The organism is Oerskovia flava (genome assembly GCF_026163685.1).
GTDB lineage: Bacteria > Actinomycetota > Actinomycetes > Actinomycetales > Cellulomonadaceae > Oerskovia_A > Oerskovia_A flava.
The window spans coordinates 384,360-406,284 of sequence record NZ_JAOXSR010000002.1 but is presented as its reverse complement, the minus strand read 5'-3'; the positions used below and the strand labels follow the sequence as shown (position 1 = coordinate 406,284).

Sequence of the window (21,925 nt, the reverse complement as noted above, 5' to 3'; positions counted from 1 at the left end):
GGTGGGGCGGGGGTGGGGGGGGTCGTCCCCCCCCGTCCGCTCCGCCCTGGGGGGGGGGCCCCGCCCGGACGTCCGGACGGCCCACCACCGCATGCTCGACGTGGGGTCAGGCGACCTGGACCGCCGGGACGTTCGCGACGCCGTCGGGCAGCAGACGGCGGCCGAGCACCTTCTCGCTGTACCCCGTGCGGTCGAGGTACGGCGTGATCCCGCCCAGGTGGAAGCCCCACCCTGCGCCGAGGATCATGCACAGGTCGATCTGCGCCGGCGAGGACACGACGCCCTCGTCGAGCATGAGCCCGATCTCCCGCGTGAGCGCGGTGAGCACCGAGTCGAGCACACCGGCCTCGTCCAGGGCGCCCTGGCCTCCGGCCTCACCGCTGCCGAACACCCGCTGGATCGACGGGTCGACCGGCTTCGGCAGGCCCTTCGGCGCGTTGAGCACGACGGGGATCTGCTCGTCGACGATGCGCTGCAGACCGGGGGAGACGGGGAACCGCTCGCCCAGGTCCTCGCGCAGCGACGTCAGCACGTGCAGGCCCACGGCCGGCCCGACGAGGTCGAACAGCGCGAACGGCGGCATGGGCAGCCCGAGCGGTGCGACCGCACGGTCCGCGACCTCGACCGACGTCCCGGCCTCCACCGCCTCGACGATCTTGCCCATCAGCAGGATGAGGAGACGGTTGACGACGAAGCCGGGGCGGTCCGCCACGAGCACCGCGGTCTTGCGCAGCTTCTTGGCGATCGCGAAGCCGGTCGCCAGCGCCTCGTCGGAGGTCTTCGCCGCCTGCACGACCTCGACGAGCGGCATCTGCGCGACGGGGTTGAAGAAGTGCAGGCCCACGACCCGCTCGGGGTGGCGCAGGTCGGCCGCCATCTCGGTGATCGACAGCGCCGAGGTGTTGGTCGCGAGGATCGCCTCGGGGGAGATGATGTCCTCGAGCTCGGCGAACACCTTCTTCTTGAGCGGCAGGATCTCGGTGACGGCCTCGATGACGACGTCGCACGCCGCGAAGTCGGTGATGTCGGTCGTGCCGTGCACCGTCGCGAGGATCTTGGCACCCATGTCGCGGGACATCCGGCCGGTGGAGGTGAGCTTCTCCACCGTGGAGCGCACGAACGCCAGGCCCTTGTCGACGCGCTCCTGGTCGAGGTCCCGCATCACGACGGGGACGCCGAGGCGCTGGGCGAGCAGCAGCGCGATCTGCGCGGCCATCAGGCCGGCGCCCACGATGCCGACCCGGGTCACGGGCCGCGCGAGCTGAGGGTCGGGTGCGCCGGTGGGCTTCTTGCCCTTCGACACGAGCCCGAACGCGTAGACGCTCGCGCGCATCTCGTCGCTCATGATGAGGTCGGCCAGCGCCTCGTCCTCGGCGGCGAACGCCTCGTCCTTGGTGGCGGTCCGTGCCGCGGCGACGAGGTCGAGCGCCCGGTACGGCGCGGGCCGGGACCCCTGCACGACGGCGTCGAGCTGGCGGCGCGTGGCGCTCACCACCGCGTCCCACACCGGGGCGGGGTCGAGCTCGCGCCGCTCCACGACGATCTCGCCCGACAGGACCGCGGCGGCCCAACGGATCGACGACTCGAGGAAGTCCGGCGCCTCGAAGAGCGCGTCGACCAGCCCGATCTCGTAGGCCTCCTGGGCCTTGTACGGCTTGTTCGCGGCCGGGCGGGCGAGGATGACCTCCATCGCCCGCTCCACGCCGACGAGGCGCGGCACGAGGTACGCGCCGCCCCAGCCGGGGACGAGCCCGAGGCCGACCTCGGGGAGCGCGAGGGCGGGGGCGTCGCTCGCGACCGTGCGGTAGTCGCAGTTCAGCGCGACCTCGAGGCCGCCGCCGAGGGCGAGGCCGTTGACGAACGCGAAGGTCGGGACGCCCATCTCGCCGAGGAGGCGGTACGCGCGGTGGCCGGAGCGGCCGAGCTCGAGCGCGTCCTCGTGGGTCGAGACCTGCGCGGCCAGGGTGAGGTCGGCGCCCGCCGCGAGGAAGTAGGGCTTGCCCGTCACGGCGACCGCGACGATCTCCCCGCGGCCGGCACGCTCCGCGAGGCCCTCGAGGGCGGTCGTGAGCTCGGCCATGCCGAGCGGCCCGAGGGTAGACGGCTTCGTGTGGTCGAGGCCGTTGTCCAGGGTCACGAGCGCGAGGACGCCGGCGCCGCCGGGCAGCTCGACGTCGCGGACCAGGGAGTGGGTGACGCGCTCGGCGCGTGCGTCGGTCGTGGTGCTCATCGCTCAGCTCTCCCGGTCGGTGGGTGCGGTGGTCGGCGCGGGGGCGGTGTGCCCGGCGCTCGGGTCGGAGTGGCCCGAGTAGTCGGCGTGGTGGGGGTTCTCCCAGATCACCGTGCCGCCCATGCCGAGGCCGACGCACATCGTCGTCAGGCCGTACCGGACCTGGGGGTGCTGGGCGAACTGCCGCGCGAGCTGGCTCATGAGGCGCACGCCCGAGGACGCGAGCGGGTGACCCACCGCGATCGCGCCGCCGTACTGGTTGACGCGCGGGTCGTCGTCGGGCAGCCCGAAGTGGTCGAGGAAGGCCAGGACCTGCACCGCGAACGCCTCGTTGATCTCGAAGAGACCGATGTCGTCGATGGTGAGTCCGGCGGTGCGCAGGGCGCGCTCGGTCGCCGGCACCGGGCCGATGCCCATGACCTCGGGCTCCACGCCCGCGTAGGCGTAGGACACCAGGCGCATGCGCGCGGGCAGGCCGAGCTCGTCGGCCACGTCACCGGCCGCGAGGAGGCACGCCGTCGCACCGTCGGTCAGGGGGGACGCGTTGCCCGCGGTCACCCGCCCGCCCGGGCGGAACGGCGTCTTGAGGTCGGCGATCTGGTCGACGGTCGTGCCCGGTCGGGGCAGCTCGTCGGCGGTGGCCAGGCCCCAGCCCAGCGCGGTGGAGCGGGTGGCCACGGGCACCAGGCCGGGGGTGATGTCGCCGTTCGCGAGGGCCTTGGCGTACTTGGCCTGGCTCGCGACGCCGTAGGCGTCCGCGCGCTCCTTGGTCAGGTGCGGGTAGCGGTCGTGCAGGTTCTCCGCGGTCGCGCCCATGACGAGGGCCGAGGAGTCGACGAGCTTCTCCGCGACGAACCGCGGGTTGGGGTCGGAGCCCTCGCCCATGGGGTGGTGGCCCATGTGCTCGACGCCGCCCGCGATCGTCACGTCCTGCGCGCCGACGGCGATGCTCGCGGCGGTCGTGGTCACGGCCGTCATCGCCCCGGCGCACATGCGGTCGATGGCGAAGCCCGGCACGGACGTCGGCAGCCCGGCGAGGACCGCGACACTGCGACCGAGTGTCAGGCCCTGGTCGCCGGTCTGGGTCGTCGCCGCGAGAGCGACCTCGTCCACCCGCTCGACGGGCAGCTCGGGTCGCCGTCGCAGGAGCTCGCGGAGGGTCTTGACGGCGAGATCGTCGGCACGGGTCTCGGCGTAGATGCCGTCAGGGCGGGCCTTGCCGAAGGGAGTGCGTACTCCCTCGACGAAGACGACGTCGCGGACCGCGCGTCGGGGAGCCCCACTGTGGGCCAAGGTCATGGCTTCTCCTGGATCGGGACGGCGGTGTCCGGAGCGGCACCGCTCACCGTTACACGCTACCGCGAGTACCAGGAAAATGCACCCTCGGTTGAGACGCGGTCTCGCCAGGCGGGGCCCGCGACTCCTTGACCGGGCGGTGGCGGTCGCCTACGTTGTTGACCGAGCGGTCAAGTCGGCCGCGCGGCCGGACGGTCGTCGCGAACGGTGAGGGCGGGGTCCATGGCGCGGGACACGAGAGAACGCATCGTGCGGGTGGCGCGCGAGCTCGTCCACGGCTCGTCCTTCGCCCAGGTGAGCGTCGAGGACGTCTGCCAGGCCGCCGGTGTGCACAAGGGGAGCTTCTACCACTTCTTCGGGTCGAAGGACGCCCTCGGCCTGACCCTCCTCGACACGAACTGGCTCCTGGTGCGGGCGATGCTCGACGAGGCCTTCGACGCGCCCGCGCCTCCGCTCCAGCGGATCGACGCCTTCGTCCAGGGGTTCTGCGGCATGCTCGTCCTGGTCGCCGAGCGCACCGGCACCATGCCCGGCTGCCCCGTCGGGCCGCTCGCGGCCGAGCTCGCGCCCCACGGGGACGACGCGCGCACCCGGGCCGCCGAGGTGCTCGACGCGTGGAGCGGGTACTTCGCCGACGCGGTCCGCGAGGGGCAGGCTCGGGGCGATCTCGCCCGCGGGCTCGACCCCGCGGAGGTGGGGCGCCAGGTCCTCGGGTACCTGCAGGGGATGGCGCTCCTCGCGCAGGTCGACGGCGGCGCCGGCCTCGCCGACCGCTCGCGGTCGGGAGTGCGCGCGCTGCTCGGCGCACCCGGCTGACCCTCCCTGCTCGTTCCGCCGCACGGCGTCGGCCCGGCCGGTCCCATCGCGCATCCACCAACTTGACCGAACGGTCAACACGCCCACCGCTCATCACCCCGAGGAGAACCCATGACCCGCACCGCACGCCCCACGACCACGACCGGCATGTCGAACGGCACGGTGCCGGCCGGTCGCGGCGGGGCCGACTACCGGTTCGAGCGCTTCCGGACCGGTCTGCTGATCGACGACATGCGGTTCCCGGCGCACGCACCGGGCCCCGGCGACGTCGTCCCGTCCTTCGACCTGCCGACGCTCGACGGCGGGAGGTTCCGCAGCGACGACCTCGGCGACTCACCGGTGCTCCTGGTCTTCGGGTCGAGGACCTGCCCGGTCACAGAGAGCGCGGTCCCCGTGCTGCGTGCGCTGCACGCCGACCTCGGTGGCGACGTGCGGTTCGTCCTCGTCAGCACACGCGAGGCGCACCCCGGCCAGGACCTGCCGCAGCCGCGGACGTCCGCGCAGAAGCTGGCGCACGCCCGGCTCCTGCGGGACCACCACCAGGTGCCGTTCGAGGTCGCCGTCGACGACATCGACGGCACCCTGCACCGTGAGCTCGGTCCCAAGCCGAACTCGGCCTACGTCCTCACCGCCGACGGCACCATCCGCTACCGCGCCCACTGGGCGAACGACGAGCGAGGTCTGCGCGACGCGCTCACGCGGACGGTCGCGGGCCGGTCGCCGCGTCGGGGGCGCAGCCGCGGCATGGCCGGGCCGCTCCTGCGCGCCGTCGGGCACCTGCCGGGCGTCGTCGAGGCTGCCGGTTCGCAGGTCGAGCGGGACGTCTGGCGGGCCGCCGCACCGCTCGCGCTCCTCGCGCGCGTGTCACGGCTCTTCGGGCGGCTGCCGCTCGACCGGCGCGGACCCGCGGCGGCCGTCGTGACCGCCGCGGGCGTGCTGGCCGCGGCCGTGGTCACGACGGCGCTCGTGGCCGCCGGCCTGCGGTGACCGGCCGTGCGCAGGCCGCCCGGGTCGCTGACCTCAGGTCAGCGGCTGCCGCGCAGCTTGCGCACGACCTTCTTCGCGGTCGGCAGGCCCTTGTTCCAGGCGGTGTACCAGACGGAGAAGGGCACGTCGACGCTCTGCACGAGCTCGTCGTCGTGCTGGGCGAAGCTGCGCTTGAACTCGCTGATGCCGTCGTTGAGGAGGCCGTTCATGTCGTAGCGCACCAGGCCCGCCTCCTGCGCGAGCGTGATCGCGTGCCACTTGACGGGCGCGTTCGCGCGGAGCTTGCGGCCGGCGTCGTTGATCCCGCCGTACAGCTCGAACGACGTCGTCGCCGACGCCACGCACCAGACGAACGACACCGGGGCGCCCTCGGAGAACGCGGCGACGAGGACGGAGTGCTCGCCGAGCTCGCGGTGGATGGCGAGGTAGTACTCGTCGTCGTGCAGCGCGAAGCCCGCCCGCTCGGCCGTCTCGTGGTAGACGGCGAGGACCTGGCGCACCTCGGCCTCGTCCGTCACCCGACGGACCTCGAGGCCCGTGCGGGCGGCCTTGCGGATGTCGTAGCGCGTCGACTTGCCCATCGCCGCGGTGAGCTCGTCCTGCGTCCTCGTCAGGTCGAGGATGAGCGTGACGGGGTACAGGATCGGGTTCGCCGCAGGCCGCGCGTCGGGCAGGTCGAGGTGCGTGCCCACGGGCCAGTCCGGCTCGAGCGTGATGCCGACGCCACCGACGTTCTTCTTGCACCACTCGACCACGGCGCGGCTCACGGCGTCGCGCGTCGCGTCGTCGCCGACGCCCGGCCCCACGCCCCAGCCGTCGTCGCCCGGGGCTGCCACGACGGGCCCTCGCGGCACGTGGCACAGGGCCTTGAACTGCGCGGGCAGCGACCGGACGAGCACCTGCGCGAGCCCCACGGTGCGCCCCTGCGCGTCGACCGCCTCGAGCCGGTGCGGGGTCCACGCGCCGGTCGCCTTGACCTCGCCCCAGCCCCACAGCTGCAGCGGGTGCCCCCCGTGAGCGTTCACCGCGGCGTCCCACACGACGCGATCGGTGACGGGTGTGACGGTCAGGACGGAGGCCGCGGAGGCCGACGGGGAGGGCGAGTCGGAGAGCATGCCCCAGACCCTACCGCTCGCCGGTCACGACCTCGTGACCTCGGCGAACGCGGCCGACAGCCGCTCGGCCAGCAGGCCGATCTGCCACTCGCGCGCGCCGCGCCCGCGCAGGAACTCCGCGACGTGCTCGGCGTCGGCCGGACGTGGTGGCGTCCAGCACACCCGGCGCAGCGCGTCGGGCTGCAGGAGGTTCTCGACGGGCACCGACAGCTCGGTCGAGAGCTCCTGCACGACGGCGCGCGCAGCCTCGAGCCGGGCCGCGGCCTCGGGGTTGCGGTCCGCCCAGGCGCGCGGGGGCGGCGGCGCGTCCGTGCGCGGTCCGCGGTTCGACGGCAGGGCCGACTCGGGCAGGGCGAGGGCCTCGTCGATCGCGCGCTGCCAGGCGGCCGCGCGGCGGCGGGTCCCCTTGCCCGCGAAGAGCGGCAGCGCCACGAGCTCGGGCACCGAGCGGGGGAGCGCCTGGGCCGCCGCGACGATCGCGCGGTCGGGCAGGACCCGGCCGGGGGCGATGTCCCGCTTGCGGGCGCTGAGGTCGCGCGCCTCCCACAGGCTGCGCACGACCGCGAGCCGGCGGGGGTCGCGCAGGGTGTGCGTGCCGGAGGTCCGGCGCCAGGGGTCCTCCCGCGGCGGGGGCGCGGGGGCGGTCCGGACGGCCTCGAACTCCTCGGCGGCCCACTCGGCCTTCCCGGCGGCCTCCAGCTGCTCGCCGAGGGCCTCGCGCAGCGGGACGAGCACCTCGACGTCGAGCGCGGCGTAGCGCAACCACTCCGGGGGCAGGGGGCGGGTGGACCAGTCGACGGCGGAGTGCTCCTTCGCCAGCCCGAGGCCGAGGACCTCGGCGACGACCGCCGCCAGACCGACCCGCTCGAAGCCGAGCAGCCGGGCGGCGAGCTCGGTGTCGAACACGCGGTCGGGGACGAGGCGCTGCTCGGCCAGGCCCGGGAGGTCCTGGGAGGCGGCGTGCAGCACGAACTCGGTGCCCCGCAGCGCCTCGGTCAGCGGCGAGAGGTCGGGGACGCCGACCGGGTCGACGAGGGCGGTGCCGGCACCCTCGCGGCGGACCTGGACGAGGTAGGTGCGCTGCCCGTAGCGGTACCCCGAGGCACGCTCCGCGTCGGCGGCGACCGGCCCGGAGCCCGCGGCGAACGCCTCGACGACCCGGGCGAACGCTGCCGGGGTGTCGACGACCGGTCCGACGCCGTCGGCCGGCTCGGTGAGGGCCACGACCGGGCGGGCGGCGGGCGCGTCGTCGGTGGGCGCGTCGTCGGTGGGCGGGACGGGAGGGATGGTGGCCGAGCTCATGGCCCCACGGTATTGCGTCGTGGGCGCAGGGCCGTCACGCCGTCCGGGAGCGGGGGCAGCCCGGCCGCGGTGCACAGCAGCGTCGACCAGGCCTCCAGGTGCGGGCCGAGGTCGGTCGTGGCGGGGGTCCACGACGCCCGGATCTCGAGCTCGACGTCGTTCGCCCGGTCGGCGAGCGCCCCGAAGCTCTGCGACAGGACGCGGGTCACGGTGCCGCCGTCCGCCTGCGACGCGGCGCCGGCCTGCGCCATCGCCTCCGTCACCCAGGTCCACGCGACCTGCGCGAGCAACGGGTCGGAGGCCATCTCCGGCTCGAGCGTGGCGCGCACGAGCGTGACGACCCGGAACCGGCCGTGCCAGGCCTCCTGGCCCGCGGGGTCGTAGAGCACGATGAAGCGACCCGTCGCGAGCTCGGGGTCCTCCGACGTCGCCCCGGCGACCTCGCCGGTGAGGGCGACGGAGAACGGCGCCACGCGGCGGGGCGCGGGGACCTCCTCGAGCCGCACCTCGGGCCGCAGGGCCCGGCCCTTGATCGACTCCAGGGCGTGGCGGAACTCGGTAGGGGCGTCTGCCTCTCCGGCACTGATCACAGGACGCACAGTACGAGAGACGTCCACATTCTGAGGTCGGGACGCGCGGGCAGCATCGAATCGTGATGACCGCACTAGGCTGTCGTGCGTATCCGCCCGCTCGTGCCCCGTCACGGCCCTGGCCTGCCAGGCGCCCGCGGCACGGGAGGGCTCCGACCCCCCGAGGAGCACCGAAGCAGATGGCAGCACGCGCACAGATCGGCGTCACCGGCCTGGCGGTCATGGGCCGCAACCTCGCCCGCAACTTCGCCCGTCACGGGTACACCGTCGCGGTCCACAACCGGTCCTACGCCAAGACGGCCTCGCTCGTGGCCGACCACGGCGACGAGGGCGACTTCGTCGCCTCGGAGTCCATGGCGGACTTCGTCGCCTCGATCGAGCGGCCCCGCAAGGTCGTCATCATGGTCAAGGCCGGCGCCGCGACGGACGCCGTGATCGCCGAGCTCGTCCCGCTCCTCGAGACGGGCGACATCATCATCGACGCGGGCAACGCGCACTTCCCGGACACGCGCCGGCGCGAGGCCGAGCTCAAGGAGCACGGGCTGCACTTCGTCGGCACCGGGGTCTCCGGCGGCGAGGAGGGCGCGCTCAACGGCCCGAGCATCATGCCGGGCGGCGCCCCCGAGTCGTACGTGACCCTGGGCCCGATCCTCGAGGACATCTCCGCGAAGGTCGACGGCGTGCCCTGCTGCACGTACGTCGGTCCGGACGGCGCCGGGCACTTCGTGAAGATGGTGCACAACGGCATCGAGTACGCCGACATGCAGCTCATCGCCGAGGCCTACGACCTGCTCAAGCAAGGGCTGGGTGCCACGGCCGCCGAGATCGGCGAGATCTTCGCGGAGTGGAACACGGGCGACCTGGAGTCGTTCCTCATCGAGATCACGGCCGACGTGCTCGCGCACGTCGACGCCGAGACCGGCAGCGCGTTCGTCGACGTCGTGCTCGACCGCGCGGAGCAGAAGGGCACGGGCCGCTGGACCGTGCAGAACGGGCTCGACCTGGGTGTCCCCATCACGGGGATCGCCGAGGCGACGTTCGCGCGTGCGCTCTCGGGCTCGGTGCCGCAGCGGCAGGCCGCCGTCGGCGTGCTGCCCGCGCACACCGAGACCTGGTCCGTCGCGGACCGCGACGCGTTCGTCGAGGACGTGCGCCTGGCCCTGTACGCCTCGAAGGTCGTGGCGTACTCCCAGGGGTTCGACCAGATCGCCGCGGCGTCCGAGGAGTTCGGCTGGGACATCGACCGCGGCGCCATGGCACGGATCTGGCGCGGCGGCTGCATCATCCGTGCGCGCTTCCTCAACCGCATCACCGAGGCGTACGAGCGTGACGCGCAGCTGCCGCTGCTGCTGTCCGACGAGTACTTCACGGGCGCGGTCGGCAACGGGGTGCCCGCGTGGCGCCGCATCGTCGCCGCGGCCGCCCTGCACGGGGTGCCCACGCCGGCGTTCGCGTCCTCGCTCGCCTACTACGACGGGGTGCGGGCCGAGCGTCTGCCCGCCAACCTCATCCAGGCGCAGCGCGACTTCTTCGGCGCGCACACGTACCACCGCGTGGACAAGGCCGGCGTCTTCCACACGGAGTGGACCGGCGACCGCACCGAGACCGCTGAAGGCGACGCGTGAGCGCTCGCGTCACCCGGCCGGCTGTGGTGCACCCGATCATCCTCGGTGGTGACTCGGGTGCCTACAGCCTGGCCCGCGCGTTCCACGAGGCGTACGGCGTGCGCAGCACCGTCGTCTCGGTCGTGTCCACCCGCAACATCCGCTACTCGCAGATCCTCACCAACGTCCTCGAGCCGGACCTCGACGACCCCGAGGTGATGGTCCGCACGATCCGTCGGCTCGCGGCGGACGCCAAGGCTCCGGTCATGGTCGTCACGTGCGTCGACTGGTACGTCCAGGCGCTCGCCGAGCACCGGGCGAAGATCGAGGACGTCGCGGTCGTGCCGTACACCCGTGCCGACCTGCTCGACCGGGTCATGGACAAGCAGAAGTTCTCCGAGCTGTGCATCGAGCTCGGGGTGCCGCACCCCCGGACCGTCGTGCGCCACGGGGGCGAGGCGGTCGGCGAGCTCGACCTGACGTTCCCCATCGTGGCCAAGCCGGGTGACAACGTGGCCTACCACCACACGTCCTTCCCCGGGAAGCAGAAGGTCCACCACCTCTCGGAGCGTTCCGAGCTGGAGTGGCTGCTGCGCGCCGCGGGGGACGCGGGGTACACGCAGCCGTTCATCATCCAGGAGTTCGTGCCCGGCAACGACGCGCAGATGCGCATCATGACGACGTTCTCCGACTCCGACGGCCAGGTGCGCATGGCGCACGGCGGCCACGTCCTGCTCGAGGAGCACACGCCGGGGACCCTCGGGAACCCGGCCGCGATCCTCACCGGTCCGCTGCCGCAGATCGAGGCAGACGCGCGCCGGCTCGTGGAGCACCTGGGCTGGACGGGGTTCGCGAACTTCGACATCAAGGTCGACCCGCGCGACGGGCGGGGGCACTTCTTCGAGCTCAACCCGCGCACCGGGCGCTCGAACTTCTACCTCACGGCGAGCGGGGTCAACCCGGTCGCCTACTGGGTGGGCGAGCACCTGCAGGGTGGCCGTGTCCCGGACCCGCGCCGGATGTCGGTCCTGTACCGCATCGTGCCGGGGCCGCTCCTCGGGCGCTACGTGCGCGCGGCGGGCGACCCCGACGTGCGGGCGCGGCTGCGCAAGGTCCGCCGGGTCGGGCACCCGCTGAAGTACTCCGCGGACCGTGACCTGCGCCGCCGGCTGTGGGTGTGGGCCTCCGAGCTCAAGCAGTTCCGCAAGTTCCGGCGGTACTACCCGGTGGGTGCGGCGCGGGCCGCCGCGCACGTCGAGGGGTCCTCGGGTGGGTGACGTCGAGCCGGCGCCCGGCGACCTCCCCGTCGGGGTCATCGGGGGAGTGGGCCCGCTCGCGACCGCGTACTTCCTCCAGCTCGTGGTGGAGCGCACGCAGGCGGACCGCGACCAGGACCACCTCGACATGGTGGTGCTCAACCACGCGACGATCCCGGACCGCACGGACTTCGTGCTCGGACGATCGGACGCCGACCCGGGGCCCGTGCTCGCGCGCGACGCGCGGCGCCTGGAGGCCTTCGGGGTGTCCTTCCTCGTGATGCCGTGCAACACGGCGCACTACTTCACGCGGCAGGTCCAGGGCGCGGTGACGGTGCCGTTCGTGAGCATCATCGACACGACGGTCGACGCGGCGCGGTCCCGGGTGCCGGGCCTCGAGGCCGTCGGCCTGCTCGCGACGGCGGGCACGGTGGCGTCAGGGGTCTACCAGGACGCGTTCGCCGAGCACCAGGTCGACGCGATCGTGCCCGACGACGCGGACCAGGCGCTCGTGTCGCGGATCATCTACGACGAGGTGAAGGCCGGGCGCCCGGTCGACATCGCGACGTTCCGCGCGGTCGCGGGCCGGCTGCTCGACCGGGGCGCGCAGGTGGTGATCCTCGGCTGCACCGAGCTCTCGGTCGTCGCCGTCGACCACGGGCTGCTCGCCGAGCCGCAGTTCCTGGACTCGATGGACCAGCTCGCGCGCGCGACGATCGTGCGCGCGGGGCACACGGTCCGCGAGGACTGATCCCCGGTGCGCTCGGCGTCCCGCCGAGCGCACCGGCGCGTCAGCCGAGCTCGCTCGTGCCGGAGTACAGGTGCAGCACGGGCAGGTGGAGGTCGTCGCGCGCCCGCGACGCCCAGTCCGTGTGGAATGTGTCCTCGACCGCGTGCGGGTACGTCACCACGACGATCTCCCGGACGTCGCCCACCGCGACGGCCTTGCGCAGGGCGGGCAGCGGGTCGTCGTCCGTGACGGCACCCGTGGCCTCGCGCCCGGCCGCGACGAACGCGGCGACGCTCTCGTCGAGCTGCTCCTGTGCGGTGGCGGTGGCCTGGTCGGGGGAGGGCTCACGGCCGAGCACCTCGTCCCACGCCTCCTTGAGCTCACCCACGCTGAGGTGGTCGATGATGGCCGAGACCAGGTTGCGCTCGGTGTCGGCGGGCACCAGCACCCGGTAGGCGAGCGTCTCGCCCGCGTGCAGGGACAGGATGTGCTCCACGTCCACCGCGGCGAGGGTGTCTTCGGTCAGGACGAGAATCGTGTCGGTCACGCGCTCAGCCTATCGGTCGGACCCACCGCGCGAGCAGCGTGCCGCGCGAGTGCAGCAGGTGGGCGAGGTGGGCGTCGCGCACCGTCGCGGGCGCGGGCCCGCCGACCGGGCCGACCACACGCCCCGGACCCGGGCCGATGAGCCGTGGCGTCGTCGTCAGGCACAGCTCGTCGACGAGGTCGTCGGCCAGGAGGTCGCCGAGCAGGCGCGGCCCGCCCTCGCACAGCACGTGCCGCAGGCCGCGCCCCGCCAGCGCGGTGAGGCCGGCGCGCAGGTCCACCTCGTCCTGCCCGACGGCGACGACCCGGTCCGCCGGGACGCTGCGCCGCGCGGCGTCCGCCCCGCGGGCGCTCGTGAGGACGTAGGGCGCACGGTCGGTGGTCACCAGCCCGGGTGGCACGTCCCCGCGGCCCGTGACGACCGCGACCTCGAGCGGCCGGTCCCCACGCCGCAGCCCTCCCAGCCCGCGGGGGACGCCCAAGGGTCCGTAGCCCTCGGCGCGGGCGGTCCCCGCCCCGACCAGCACGACGTCGGCGAGGGCGCGCAGCACCCGGAACACCCGCCAGTCCGCCGCGTCGTTGATCGACCCGGACCGGCCGTCCGGACCCCAGGCCGCCCCGTCCACGCTCGTGACCATGTTCGCGCGGACGGTCGCGCCCTCCGGGTAGGCGTAGAGCCCGGACAGGCGCCGCTCGGAGGGGTCCGGGTCGATGCGCGTCCCGTCCGTCCCGTCCGTCGGCACGAGCACGTCGAGCGCCGGCAGAGGACGGGTGCCCGCGGAGGGGCTCGGTGAGGCGGGCGGTGCGGTGGGGCAGGTCACAGCGCCCAGGCTAGCGGCAGGCGTAGGCTGGACGACCGTGACCAGCGCCTCTCCCACCAGTCCGACCAGGGAACCCGTGACCCCGAGATCCCTGGTCGGCGTGCGCCCGCGCGTCGAGGCGTCGAGGCTGCTGGACGACCTCGTCCCACCCCGGCACTTCGACGACGCACGGTTCTCGACGTACCGCGCGAGCCCCGACCACCCGAGCCAGGCCACGACCGTCGCGCGCCTCGAGGCCGTCGCCCAGCAGCTCACGGGGGAGGGCCGGAGCGCCGTCCGTGCGCTCTTCGGCCGTCGCCGCCCGACGACGCCCCCCGCGGTCTACATGGACGGCGGCTTCGGCGTCGGCAAGACCCACCTGCTGACGTCCCTCGCGCACGCGGTCGGTCTCGAGCGCAGCGCGTACGGGACGTTCGTCGAGTACACGAACCTCGTCGGCGCGCTCGGGTTCCGGCCGACCGTCGAGGCGCTGTCCGCCAAGACGCTCGTGTGCATCGACGAGTTCGAGCTCGACGACCCGGGCGACACGGTCCTGATGTCCCGGCTGCTGCGCGAGCTCGCCGACCACGGCGTGGCGCTCGCCGCGACGTCGAACACCCTGCCCGACGCCCTCGGCGAGGGCCGGTTCGCGGCCGAGGACTTCCTGCGCGAGATCCAGGCGCTCGCCGCCCGCTTCGAGGTGCTGCGCGTCGACGGCGAGGACTACCGGCACCGCAGCGTCGTGACGGCCTCCGACCCGCTGCCCGAGGACGAGATCGTCGCCGTCGCGTCGGCGCGACAGGGCTCGACGGTCGACGCGTTCGACGACCTCCTCGCGCACCTCACGCAGGTCCACCCGAGCCGCTACGGCGCGCTCCTCGACGACGTCTCGCTGGTCGGCCTCACCGGCGTGCACCCGGTCACCGAGCAGTCCGCGGCGCTGCGGCTCGTGGTGCTCGTGGACCGGTTGTACGATCGCGACGTCCCGGTGCTGCTCGGCGGCACGGGCGAGGCCGGGCTGTTCACCGACGAGATGCTCGCGGGCGGGTACCGCAAGAAGTACTACCGCGCGCTGTCCCGGCTCGGGGCGCTCGCGGAGGACGGCCGCGCGCTCGCGCGCGTCTGAGGGCGGCCCCGGGTCCGTCAGGACTCGGCGAGCCGACGCTTCTCGGCCTCGACGTCGAAGTCGGCCTCCGGCCACCCGAGGTCGAGCCCGCGCAGGACGTCGAGCAGGAGCTCGCTGACGGCGAGCCGGGCGAACCACTTGTTGTCCGCGGGGATCGCGTGCCACGGCGCCGTCGACGTGCTCGTGCGGTCGAGCATCGCCTGGTAGGCCTCCTGGTAGGCCGGCCACTTGGCGCGCTCGTCGACGTCGGCCGGCTTGTACTTCCAGAACTTGTCGGGGCGCTCGAGCCGCTTGGTGAGCCGTGCTTTCTGCTCGTCGTGGGAGACGAGCAGGGCGACCTTCACCACCGTGGTGCCGGCGTCGGTGATCTCCTGCTCGAACGCGTTGATCTCGTCGTAGCGGGGCTCCCACTCCTCGGGCGGGACCAGCTCGTTGACGCGCACGACGAGGACGTCCTCGTAGTGAGACCGGTCGAACACGCCGATGTGCCCGGGGTCGGGGAGCGCCTTGCGGATGCGCCAGAGGTAGTGCTGCGCGCGTTCCTCGGCCGTCGGCACGCCGAACGAGCGGTGCTGCACGCCCTGGGGGTCGACGAGCCCGACGACGTGGCGCACGATCCCGCCCTTGCCGGCGGTGTCCATGCCCTGCAGCACGAGCAGCACCGAGCGGCTGCCGCCGCTGCGACCTTCCGCGAAGAGCCGTTCCTGCAGGTCGGAGAGCTCGTCGGCGTGCGCGGCGAGCAGCCGCTCCGCGTCCTTGCGCCCGCGGGACCATCCTGGCGTCGCCCCGCGGTCGACGTCGTGGACGTCGAAGCCCGTACCGACCCGGAGCGCCTCACCGGGTGCGACGTCCCAGCCCGACGCCTCGGCGTCCTCGCCCGACTTCTTGTGCCTCGCCTGCTTCGCCATGGCGACGAGCGTACTCACCCCCGACCGATCACGGCGGTCGAACGCGCCGGGATCGTCAGCCGGTGCGCGACCAGCACGGTGTCCGGGTCCCAGGCCGCGAGCAGCTTCCACGGCCCCGCGTCGGGCAGGGTGACCTCGCGCGGCTCGGGGCCGAGGTGGAGCACGACCGTCACCGCGCCACGCTCCACGAGGAGCAGCGGGTCGTCGTCGCGACCGTGCACCCGCACCGCGTCGAGGTCGCCGGAGGCGATGTCGGGCAGCTCCCGCAGGGACACCAGGGTCCGGTACCAGGCGAGCAGCCGGGCGTGCTCCGGGGCGTCGCGCTCGTCCCAGTCGAGCACGCTCACGTCCCGCGTCGCGGGGTCCTGCGGGTCGGGCACGTCGACGTCCTCGGTGCCGTAGAGCTGGGCCCAGCCGTGGCCGCCGAACTCGGCGGTGCGTCCGCGCCGGATCGCCTCCGCCAGCTCGGGGTCGTCGTGGTCGGTGAAGTAGCGCCAGTCCGTCGTCGCGCCCCACTCCTCGCCCATGAAGACCATCGGCGTGAACGCGGAGGTCAGGACGAGGGCTGCGGCGATCGCGAGCCCGCCGACGTCGAGGGTCCGCGAGGGTCGGTCGCCCAGCGCGCGGTTGCCGACCTGGTCGTGGTTGGAGGCGAACACCAGGAACCGGTGACCGTCCGTGCCGCGCGGCACGCGGTGCCCCCACGTGCGGCCACGGAACGTCGAGTAGGAGCCGTCGTGGACGAACGCCCCCGTCAGGGCGGTGCGCAGCACCTCCACCGACCCGAAGTCGACGTAGTAGCCGTGCCGCTCCCCGGTGAGCAGGGCGTGCACCGCGTGGTGGACGTCGTCGGCCCACTGGGCGTCCATGCCGCGCCCGCCGAGCGACGCCGAGGTCACGGTGGCCGGGTCGTTCTCGTCGGACTCGGCCACCAGGCGCAGCGGCCGGCCGACCTCCTCGGCCACCGCCGCGGTGCGCCCGGCGAGCGCGGCCAGCAGGTGCACGGGGGAGGAGTCGACGAGCGCGTGCACGGCGTCCAGCCGCAGCGCGTCGACGTGGAACTCGGTGAACCAGCGTGCGGCGTTGTCGAGCACCCACTCGCGCACCTCGAGGCTGCCCGCCTGGTCGAGGTTCACGGCGTCGCCCCACGGGGTGGTGGCGGCGTCGGTGAAGTAGGGCCCGAACTCGGGCAGGTAGTTCCCCGACGGTCCGAGATGGTTGTAGACGACGTCGAGGGCCACGGCGAGCCCGCGGGCGTGGGCGGCGTCGACGAAGCGCTGCAGCGCGCGCGGCCCGCCGTAGGGCTCGTGCACCGCGTACAGGTGGACGCCGTCGTAGCCCCAGCCGTGCCGTCCGCCGAACGCGGCGAGCGGCATGAGCTCGACCGTCCCGACGCCGAGGTCCACGAGGTGGTCGAGGCGCTCGACGGCGGCGTCCAGGGTGCCGGCGGCCGTGAACGTGCCGACGTGCAGCTCGTACCAGAGCGATCCCAGCACCTCACGGCCCGCCCACGAGCCGTCGGTCCAGTCGAACGCGGGGTCGAACGAACGGCTCGGGCCGTGCACGCCGTACGGCTGGTGCGGGCTGCGCGGGTCGGGGCGCGGCGGGCCGCCGTCGAGGCTGAACGCGTAGTCGCTGCCGGCGGCGAGCTCGTCGTCGGCCCCCCACCAGCCGGGCAGGTGCGCGCCGACGAGGCGCAGCGGCACTCGCCGCGAGCGGGTCGTGTCACCGCCCGGGAACCGGGCGCCCTCGCCGGGCAGGACGAGGTCGACGGTCCGTGCGCGGGGGGCCCAGACCACCGGGCGCGGGCCCGGGACGGGGATCATCGGCATCTGGTCCGGCGGGCGGACGGTGTTCATCCGTCCTCCTCGCCGACGAGCAGCGCCACCGGTAGCGCTCCGAGGAGGTCGGCCGCGCGCACGGGCCCCGGCTCGAACGCGCGTCCCGTGAGCACGTCGTGCCAGCGGGCGCCCCGGTCAGGCGCGGGCAGCGCGAGCGTGTGCTCGCGCCAGCCCCCCGTGCGCGTGAGCACCCCGGTCTGGCGCGACACGACCGTCAGCGCCCGAGCCCCGGGGGCGTCCGGACCGACCGTGCGCGCGAAGCCGAGCGCGCACGGGGTCGAGCTCGCGAGCGGGAGGTAGCCCGCGTCCGGCCCGACGAACGCCTCCGGGTGCGCGCGCCGCACCCGCAGCGCGCGCGAGGTCACGAGGAGCTTCTCGTCGGACAGGGAGTGCGGGCCCCCGCCGGCGTCGAGACGCTCGAGGTCGCCGGCGAGCCGCACCGCGTCGACCGGACGGCGGTTGTCCGGGTCCACGAGCACCGGGTCGAACGACTCGCTGCCCTGGTAGACGTCCGCGACCCCGGGCATCGTCAGCTGCAGGAGCTTGGTGCCCAGCGACGCCGCCCGCACCGCGTCCGCCGTCCGGCGCGCCCAGCCGGCGAGCAGGTCGACGACCGCAGGATCGGCCAGCGCGCCGCGCGCGAGCGCGAGGACGGCCTCCTCGTACGCCGCGTCGGGCGAGGTCCACGACGTGCGCGTCTTCGCCTCGCGCAGCGCCTTGACGAGGTACGCCTCCAGGCGGTCCGCCTCGATCGGTTCCCCCTGCGGGTCCGCGCTCTCGCGCCACGTGCCCGCGAGCGTCTGCCAGAGCAGGTTCTCCGCCCGCCCGTCCACGAGCGCCCCCCGGGTGCGGGACGTCGCCGCACGCAGCTCGCCGACGAGCGACGCCCACTGCGTCGAGTACTCCGAGAGCACCCCCAGCCGCGCGCGGGTGTCCTCGCCACGCTTGGTGTCGTGCGTCGAGGACGTCGTCAGCGCGAGCGGCGTCTGCTCCCCGAACCGCTCGGCGAACGCGTGCCACTCGTGCGCACCGATCGCGAACCGGTCGGGCTCACCACCCACCTCGCACAACGAGACCAGCTCGGTCCACCGGTAGAACGCCGTGTCCTCGACACCCTTGGCCATGACCGCACCGCACACCTGCTGGAAACGGACGACGAGCTCGTCGCGCAGCGGCTCACGGCGTCGGCCCGCGCTGCCGACCTCCCGGCCCTGCACCAGCTCCACCAGGACGTCGAGGGTCTCCACCCGGCCGGCCGCGAGCGACCGGCGCGCGAGCTCCGCGGCCTGCTCGACGGCCTCGCGCGACTCGCGCCGCGGCTCCACCCCGGGCACCACGTACGCACGGTAGCGGTCGAACGAGACGAGCAGCGCCTGCACGCACTCGCGCAGCGCGCGCCACGTGTGGTCCCGCAGCCGCGGGTCGGCCGCGCACACGGCCGCCGCCAGGTCCGTGAGCCGGTGCACCTCCGCGTACAGGGAGTCGGCGACGATCTCCCGCTTCGACGCCTCCACGAGGTGCTCGAGGCTGCCCGCCTCGTCGCCCGTCAGGCTCGTCATCACCGCAGCGAGCGCGGTGCGCCCGCCCGGGTCCACGAACAACGACTGCGTCCGCCACAGACCCTCGTACCCGGTCGTGCCGACCGTGTCCCAGTCGGCGGGCACCTGCTCGGAGCCCGCGAGGATCTTCTCCACCGCGACCCACGCACCGCCCGTGCGCTCGGCGAGCCGCTCCAGGTACCCCGCGGGGTCCGCCAGCCCGTCCGGGTGGTCGATGCGCAGCCCGTCGACCGTCCCGTCCGCGAGCAGGGAGAGGATCACCTCGTGGGTCGCGTCGAACACCGACTCGTCCTCGACCCGCACCGCCACGAGGGTGCCCACGTCGAAGAACCGCCGGTAGTTCAGCTCCTCGTTCGCCACCCGCCAGTACGCCAGCCGGTAGTGCTGACGCTCCACCAGCTCGGCGAGCGGCAGGTCCTGCGTCCCCTCTCGCACCGGGAAGACGTGCTCGAAGTACCGCAGCACCGTCCGCACACCCACCCCCGGGATCTCCTCCTGCGCCAGCGAGAGCTCCTCGCGGGCGAGGACGTCGCCGAGCCGGTCGCCCAGCACCGGCATGAGCAGCGCACCCTCGCCCGCCGACCAGTCCACGTCGAACCAGTGCGCGAACGGCGAACCGTCCCCCTCGGCCAGCACGGACCACAGGGCATGGTTGTGCCACACCGGCACCGGCACCGCCATGTGGTTGGGCACCACGTCCAGGACGATCCCGAGCCCTTCCGCGCGGGCGCTCGCGGCCAGGCGGTCCAGGCCCTCGCGCCCGCCCAGGACGTCGCTCACGCGGGAGTGGTCGACGACGTCGTACCCGTGCGTGGAACCGGGCGCCGCCTGGAGCACGGGGGAGAGGTAGAGGTGCGTCACGCCCAGCGAGGCGAGGTAGGGGACCTGCGCGGCGGCGTCGTCGAAGGTGAGCTCCGCGGACAGCTGCAGCCGGTAGGTGGAGGTCGGGACCGGGCGTCCGGGTGCGGGCCGGCGGCGCGCGTTCACGCGTCGGCCGGGGGTCGCGTGAGGAGCACGGTCGAGCGGCCCGCCGCGGCGAGGACGTCACCGGCCGCGAGCTCGTCACCGGGGCTCACCGCGTGGTCGGTGTCGAACACCACGGTCCACCCCTCGCCGTACGCCGACACGGGCAGCGTGAAGTCCAGGGACTCGTGGTGCGCGTTGAGCAGCAGCAGGAACGAGTCGTCGACGATGGGCTCGCCACGCCGGTCCTTCTCCGGGATCGTGTCGCCGTTGAGGAACACCATGACCGAGCGGGCGTAGCCCTGGTTCCAGTCGGCGTCGTCCATGCGTTCCCCGGAGATGTCGAACCACTCGATGTCGGGGACCAGGTCCGGGTCGTCGTCGGGCCGACGTCCGACGAAGAACCGCCGACGGTGCAGCAGCGGGTGGTCCCGGCGCAGGTGCACGAGCATCCGGGCGAACTCCAGCAGCCCGGCGCGGTCCTCGTCCAGGCCGTCGTCGCCGCCCCAGTCCATCCAGGTGAGCTCGTTGTCCTGGCAGTAGCCGTTGTTGTTGCCCTGCTGGGTACGTCCGATCTCGTCGCCGTGGGCGAGCATCGGCACGCCCTGGGACAGCAGCAGCGTCGCGAGGAAGTTGCGGCGCTGGCGCGCGCGGAGCTCGAGGATGTCGGGGTCCGACGTCGGGCCCTCCTCGCCGCAGTTCCAGGACCGGTTGTGGTTCTCCCCGTCGTTGTTGCCCTCGCCGTTGGCTTCGTTGTGCTTGTCGTTGTAGGACACGAGGTCGGCGAGGGTGAAGCCGTCGTGCGCCGTGACGAAGTTGATCGACGCGATCGGCTTGCGGCCCGAGTGCTCGTAGAGGTCGGACGATCCCGTGAGGCGCGACGCGAACTCGGGCAGCGTCGAGGGCTCGCCGCGCCAGAAGTCGCGGACCGTGTCGCGGTAGTCGCCGTTCCACTCCGTCCACAGCGGTGGGAAGCCGCCCACCTGATAGCCCCCGTCGCCCAGGTCCCACGGCTCGGCGATGAGCTTGACCTGGGAGATGATCGGGTCCTGCTGGACGATGTCGAAGAACGCCGAGAGGCGGTCGACCTCGTGGAACTGCCGGGCGAGCGTCGCGGCGAGGTCGAACCGGAACCCGTCGACGTGCATCTCCTCGACCCAGTACCGCAGCGAGTCCATGATGAGCTGCAGGACGTGCGGCGAGCGCATGAGCAGGGAGTTGCCCGTGCCCGTGGTGTCGAAGTAGTGAGCCTTGTCGTCGTCCACGAGCCGGTAGTAGGCGCTGTTGTCGATCCCGCGGAACGACAGCGTGGGACCGAGGTGGTTGCCCTCGGCGGTGTGGTTGTAGACGACGTCGAGGATGACCTCGATGCCGGCCTCGTGCATGGTCTTGACCATGGACTTGAACTCCATGACCTGCTGGCCGCGCGTGCCGTACCCGGCGTAGCCGTTGTGCGGGGCGAAGAAGCCGATCGTGTTGTAGCCCCAGTAGTTCGACAGTCCCTTGGCGACGAGCGTGGGGTCGTTGACGAACTGGTGCACGGGCATGAGCTCGATGGCCGTGATCCCGAGCTCGGTGAGGTGCTCGATGATCGCGGGGTGCGCCAGTCCGGCGTACGTGCCGCGCAGCTCCTCGGGGACGTCGGGGTGCTGCATCGTCAGTCCGCGCACGTGCGCCTCGTAGATGACGCTGTCGTGGTAGTCGTGGTTCGGCGGCCGGTCGTGGCCCCAGTCGAAGAACGGATTGACCACGACCGACGTCATGGTGTGACCGGCGGAGTCGTCCTCGTTGACCTCGTTCGACTCGGGGTCGTCGAACCGGTAGGAGAACAGCGCCTCGTCACCGTCGATCTGACCGTCGATCGCCTTCGCGTACGGGTCGAGGAGAAGCTTGGTCGGGTTGCACCGGTGGCCGGCCGCGGGGTCGTGGGGGCCGTGCACCCGGTACCCGTACCGCGTTCCGGGGCCCTTGCCGGGGATGTAGGCGTGCCAGACGTGGGCGTCGACCTCCTCGACCTCGATCCGGGTCTCGGTACCGTCGTCGTCCAGGAGGCAGAGCTCGACGCGCTCGGCGACCTCGGAGAAGAGGGCGAAGTTCGTGCCTGACCCGTCGTAGGTCGCGCCGAGGGGGTAGGGGTGTCCGGGCCAGATCTGCATGGGATGAGGATTCCACCCCAACCTGTGCTTGTCGTCGCAGGACACCCTAAGCGGGGCCGGCGCAGGACGGGCCGACGAGTGCCGCCACGGCGTGATCGAC

At 73.5% G+C, this 21,925-nt stretch carries 17 protein-coding genes; 6 read left to right on the top strand and 11 right to left on the bottom strand.

Annotated features, from left to right (window positions below; genetic code table 11):
- Window positions 1–106 precede the first annotated feature (106 nt).
- Together OHL10_RS06555 and OHL10_RS06550 are read right to left on the bottom strand one after the other, a co-directional pair.
- On the bottom strand, window positions 107–2,230 hold the full coding sequence (locus tag OHL10_RS06555; RefSeq protein ID WP_265521368.1) for a 3-hydroxyacyl-CoA dehydrogenase NAD-binding domain-containing protein: 2,124 nt from the start codon (window positions 2,228–2,230) through the stop codon (window positions 107–109).
- A 3-nt stretch (window positions 2,231–2,233) separates the two neighbouring features.
- Entirely contained in the window at window positions 2,234–3,529 is a 1,296-nt protein-coding gene (locus tag OHL10_RS06550; protein ID WP_265521367.1) for a thiolase family protein, read from the bottom strand.
- Between the two features lie 219 nt (window positions 3,530–3,748).
- Here OHL10_RS06550 and OHL10_RS06545 point away from each other — a divergent pair, with 219 nt between their 5' ends.
- Both OHL10_RS06545 and OHL10_RS06540 read left to right on the top strand, forming a co-directional pair.
- Window positions 3,749–4,342 (top strand): TetR/AcrR family transcriptional regulator, encoded by a 594-nt coding sequence (locus tag OHL10_RS06545; RefSeq protein WP_265521366.1) that lies wholly within the window; start codon window positions 3,749–3,751, stop codon window positions 4,340–4,342.
- Window positions 4,343–4,453: 111 nt separating this feature from the next.
- A complete protein-coding gene (locus tag OHL10_RS06540; RefSeq protein ID WP_265521365.1) occupies window positions 4,454–5,329 on the top strand; it encodes a TlpA family protein disulfide reductase in 876 nt (291 codons plus the stop codon).
- Between the two features lie 38 nt (window positions 5,330–5,367).
- On the opposite strand, the gene OHL10_RS06535 is transcribed toward OHL10_RS06540, so the two are convergent.
- The 3 genes from OHL10_RS06535 to OHL10_RS06525 are packed head-to-tail and all read right to left on the bottom strand — an operon-like array spanning window position 5,368 to window position 8,336.
- A complete protein-coding gene (locus OHL10_RS06535) occupies window positions 5,368–6,444 on the bottom strand; it encodes a lipid II:glycine glycyltransferase FemX (protein WP_265521364.1) in 1,077 nt (358 codons plus the stop codon).
- Between the two features lie 24 nt (window positions 6,445–6,468).
- Window positions 6,469–7,746, bottom strand: coding sequence for an HRDC domain-containing protein (locus OHL10_RS06530; protein WP_265521363.1), 1,278 nt, complete (start codon window positions 7,744–7,746; stop codon window positions 6,469–6,471).
- Window positions 7,743–8,336, bottom strand: coding sequence for a DUF3000 domain-containing protein (locus tag OHL10_RS06525; RefSeq protein WP_265521362.1), 594 nt, complete (start codon window positions 8,334–8,336; stop codon window positions 7,743–7,745). Before OHL10_RS06525 ends, OHL10_RS06530 begins: the two co-directional genes overlap by 4 nt.
- Window positions 8,337–8,515: 179 nt before the next feature.
- On the opposite strand from OHL10_RS06525, the gene gndA reads away from it, so the two are divergent.
- From gndA to cuyB, 3 genes are read left to right on the top strand one after another with little or no spacing between them, the layout of a single operon-like run.
- A complete protein-coding gene (gndA, locus tag OHL10_RS06520; protein WP_265521361.1) occupies window positions 8,516–9,961 on the top strand; it encodes an NADP-dependent phosphogluconate dehydrogenase in 1,446 nt (481 codons plus the stop codon).
- Window positions 9,958–11,217: a carboxylate--amine ligase gene (locus OHL10_RS06515; protein WP_265521360.1), complete on the top strand. Its 1,260-nt coding sequence runs from the start codon at window positions 9,958–9,960 to the stop codon at window positions 11,215–11,217. The genes gndA and OHL10_RS06515 overlap by 4 nt, the downstream gene beginning before the upstream one ends.
- Window positions 11,210–11,947 carry a cysteate racemase gene (gene cuyB / locus OHL10_RS06510; protein ID WP_265521359.1) on the top strand — a complete coding sequence of 246 codons (738 nt, stop codon included), beginning with the start codon at window positions 11,210–11,212 and terminating at the stop codon, window positions 11,945–11,947. Before OHL10_RS06515 ends, cuyB begins: the two co-directional genes overlap by 8 nt.
- Before the next feature lie 40 nt (window positions 11,948–11,987).
- On the opposite strand, the gene OHL10_RS06505 is transcribed toward cuyB, so the two are convergent.
- Entirely contained in the window at window positions 11,988–12,473 is a 486-nt protein-coding gene (locus tag OHL10_RS06505; protein ID WP_265521358.1) for a hypothetical protein, read from the bottom strand.
- Between the two features lie 4 nt (window positions 12,474–12,477).
- Entirely contained in the window at window positions 12,478–13,293 is an 816-nt protein-coding gene (locus tag OHL10_RS06500) for a dihydrofolate reductase family protein (protein ID WP_265521357.1), read from the bottom strand.
- A 76-nt stretch (window positions 13,294–13,369) separates the two neighbouring features.
- Here OHL10_RS06500 and zapE point away from each other — a divergent pair, with 76 nt between their 5' ends.
- Window positions 13,370–14,398 (top strand): cell division protein ZapE, encoded by a 1,029-nt coding sequence (gene zapE / locus OHL10_RS06495; protein WP_265521356.1) that lies wholly within the window; start codon window positions 13,370–13,372, stop codon window positions 14,396–14,398.
- Between the two features lie 17 nt (window positions 14,399–14,415).
- Here zapE and OHL10_RS06490 read toward each other — a convergent pair whose 3' ends face one another.
- The 4 genes from OHL10_RS06490 to glgX are packed head-to-tail and all read right to left on the bottom strand — an operon-like array spanning window position 14,416 to window position 21,825.
- Window positions 14,416–15,306 carry a polyphosphate kinase 2 family protein gene (locus OHL10_RS06490; RefSeq protein ID WP_265521355.1) on the bottom strand — a complete coding sequence of 297 codons (891 nt, stop codon included), beginning with the start codon at window positions 15,304–15,306 and terminating at the stop codon, window positions 14,416–14,418.
- Between the two features lie 14 nt (window positions 15,307–15,320).
- The gene (gene treZ / locus OHL10_RS06485) at window positions 15,321–17,138 is read right to left on the bottom strand and encodes a malto-oligosyltrehalose trehalohydrolase (RefSeq protein WP_425498974.1); all 1,818 of its coding nucleotides are present in this window, start codon (window positions 17,136–17,138) and stop codon (window positions 15,321–15,323) included.
- Between the two features lie 23 nt (window positions 17,139–17,161).
- A complete protein-coding gene (treY, locus tag OHL10_RS06480; RefSeq protein WP_265521353.1) occupies window positions 17,162–19,693 on the bottom strand; it encodes a malto-oligosyltrehalose synthase in 2,532 nt (843 codons plus the stop codon).
- Window positions 19,690–21,825, bottom strand: coding sequence for a glycogen debranching protein GlgX (gene glgX / locus OHL10_RS06475; protein WP_265521352.1), 2,136 nt, complete (start codon window positions 21,823–21,825; stop codon window positions 19,690–19,692). The genes treY and glgX overlap by 4 nt, the downstream gene beginning before the upstream one ends.
- Window positions 21,826–21,925: the final 100 nt, after the last annotated feature.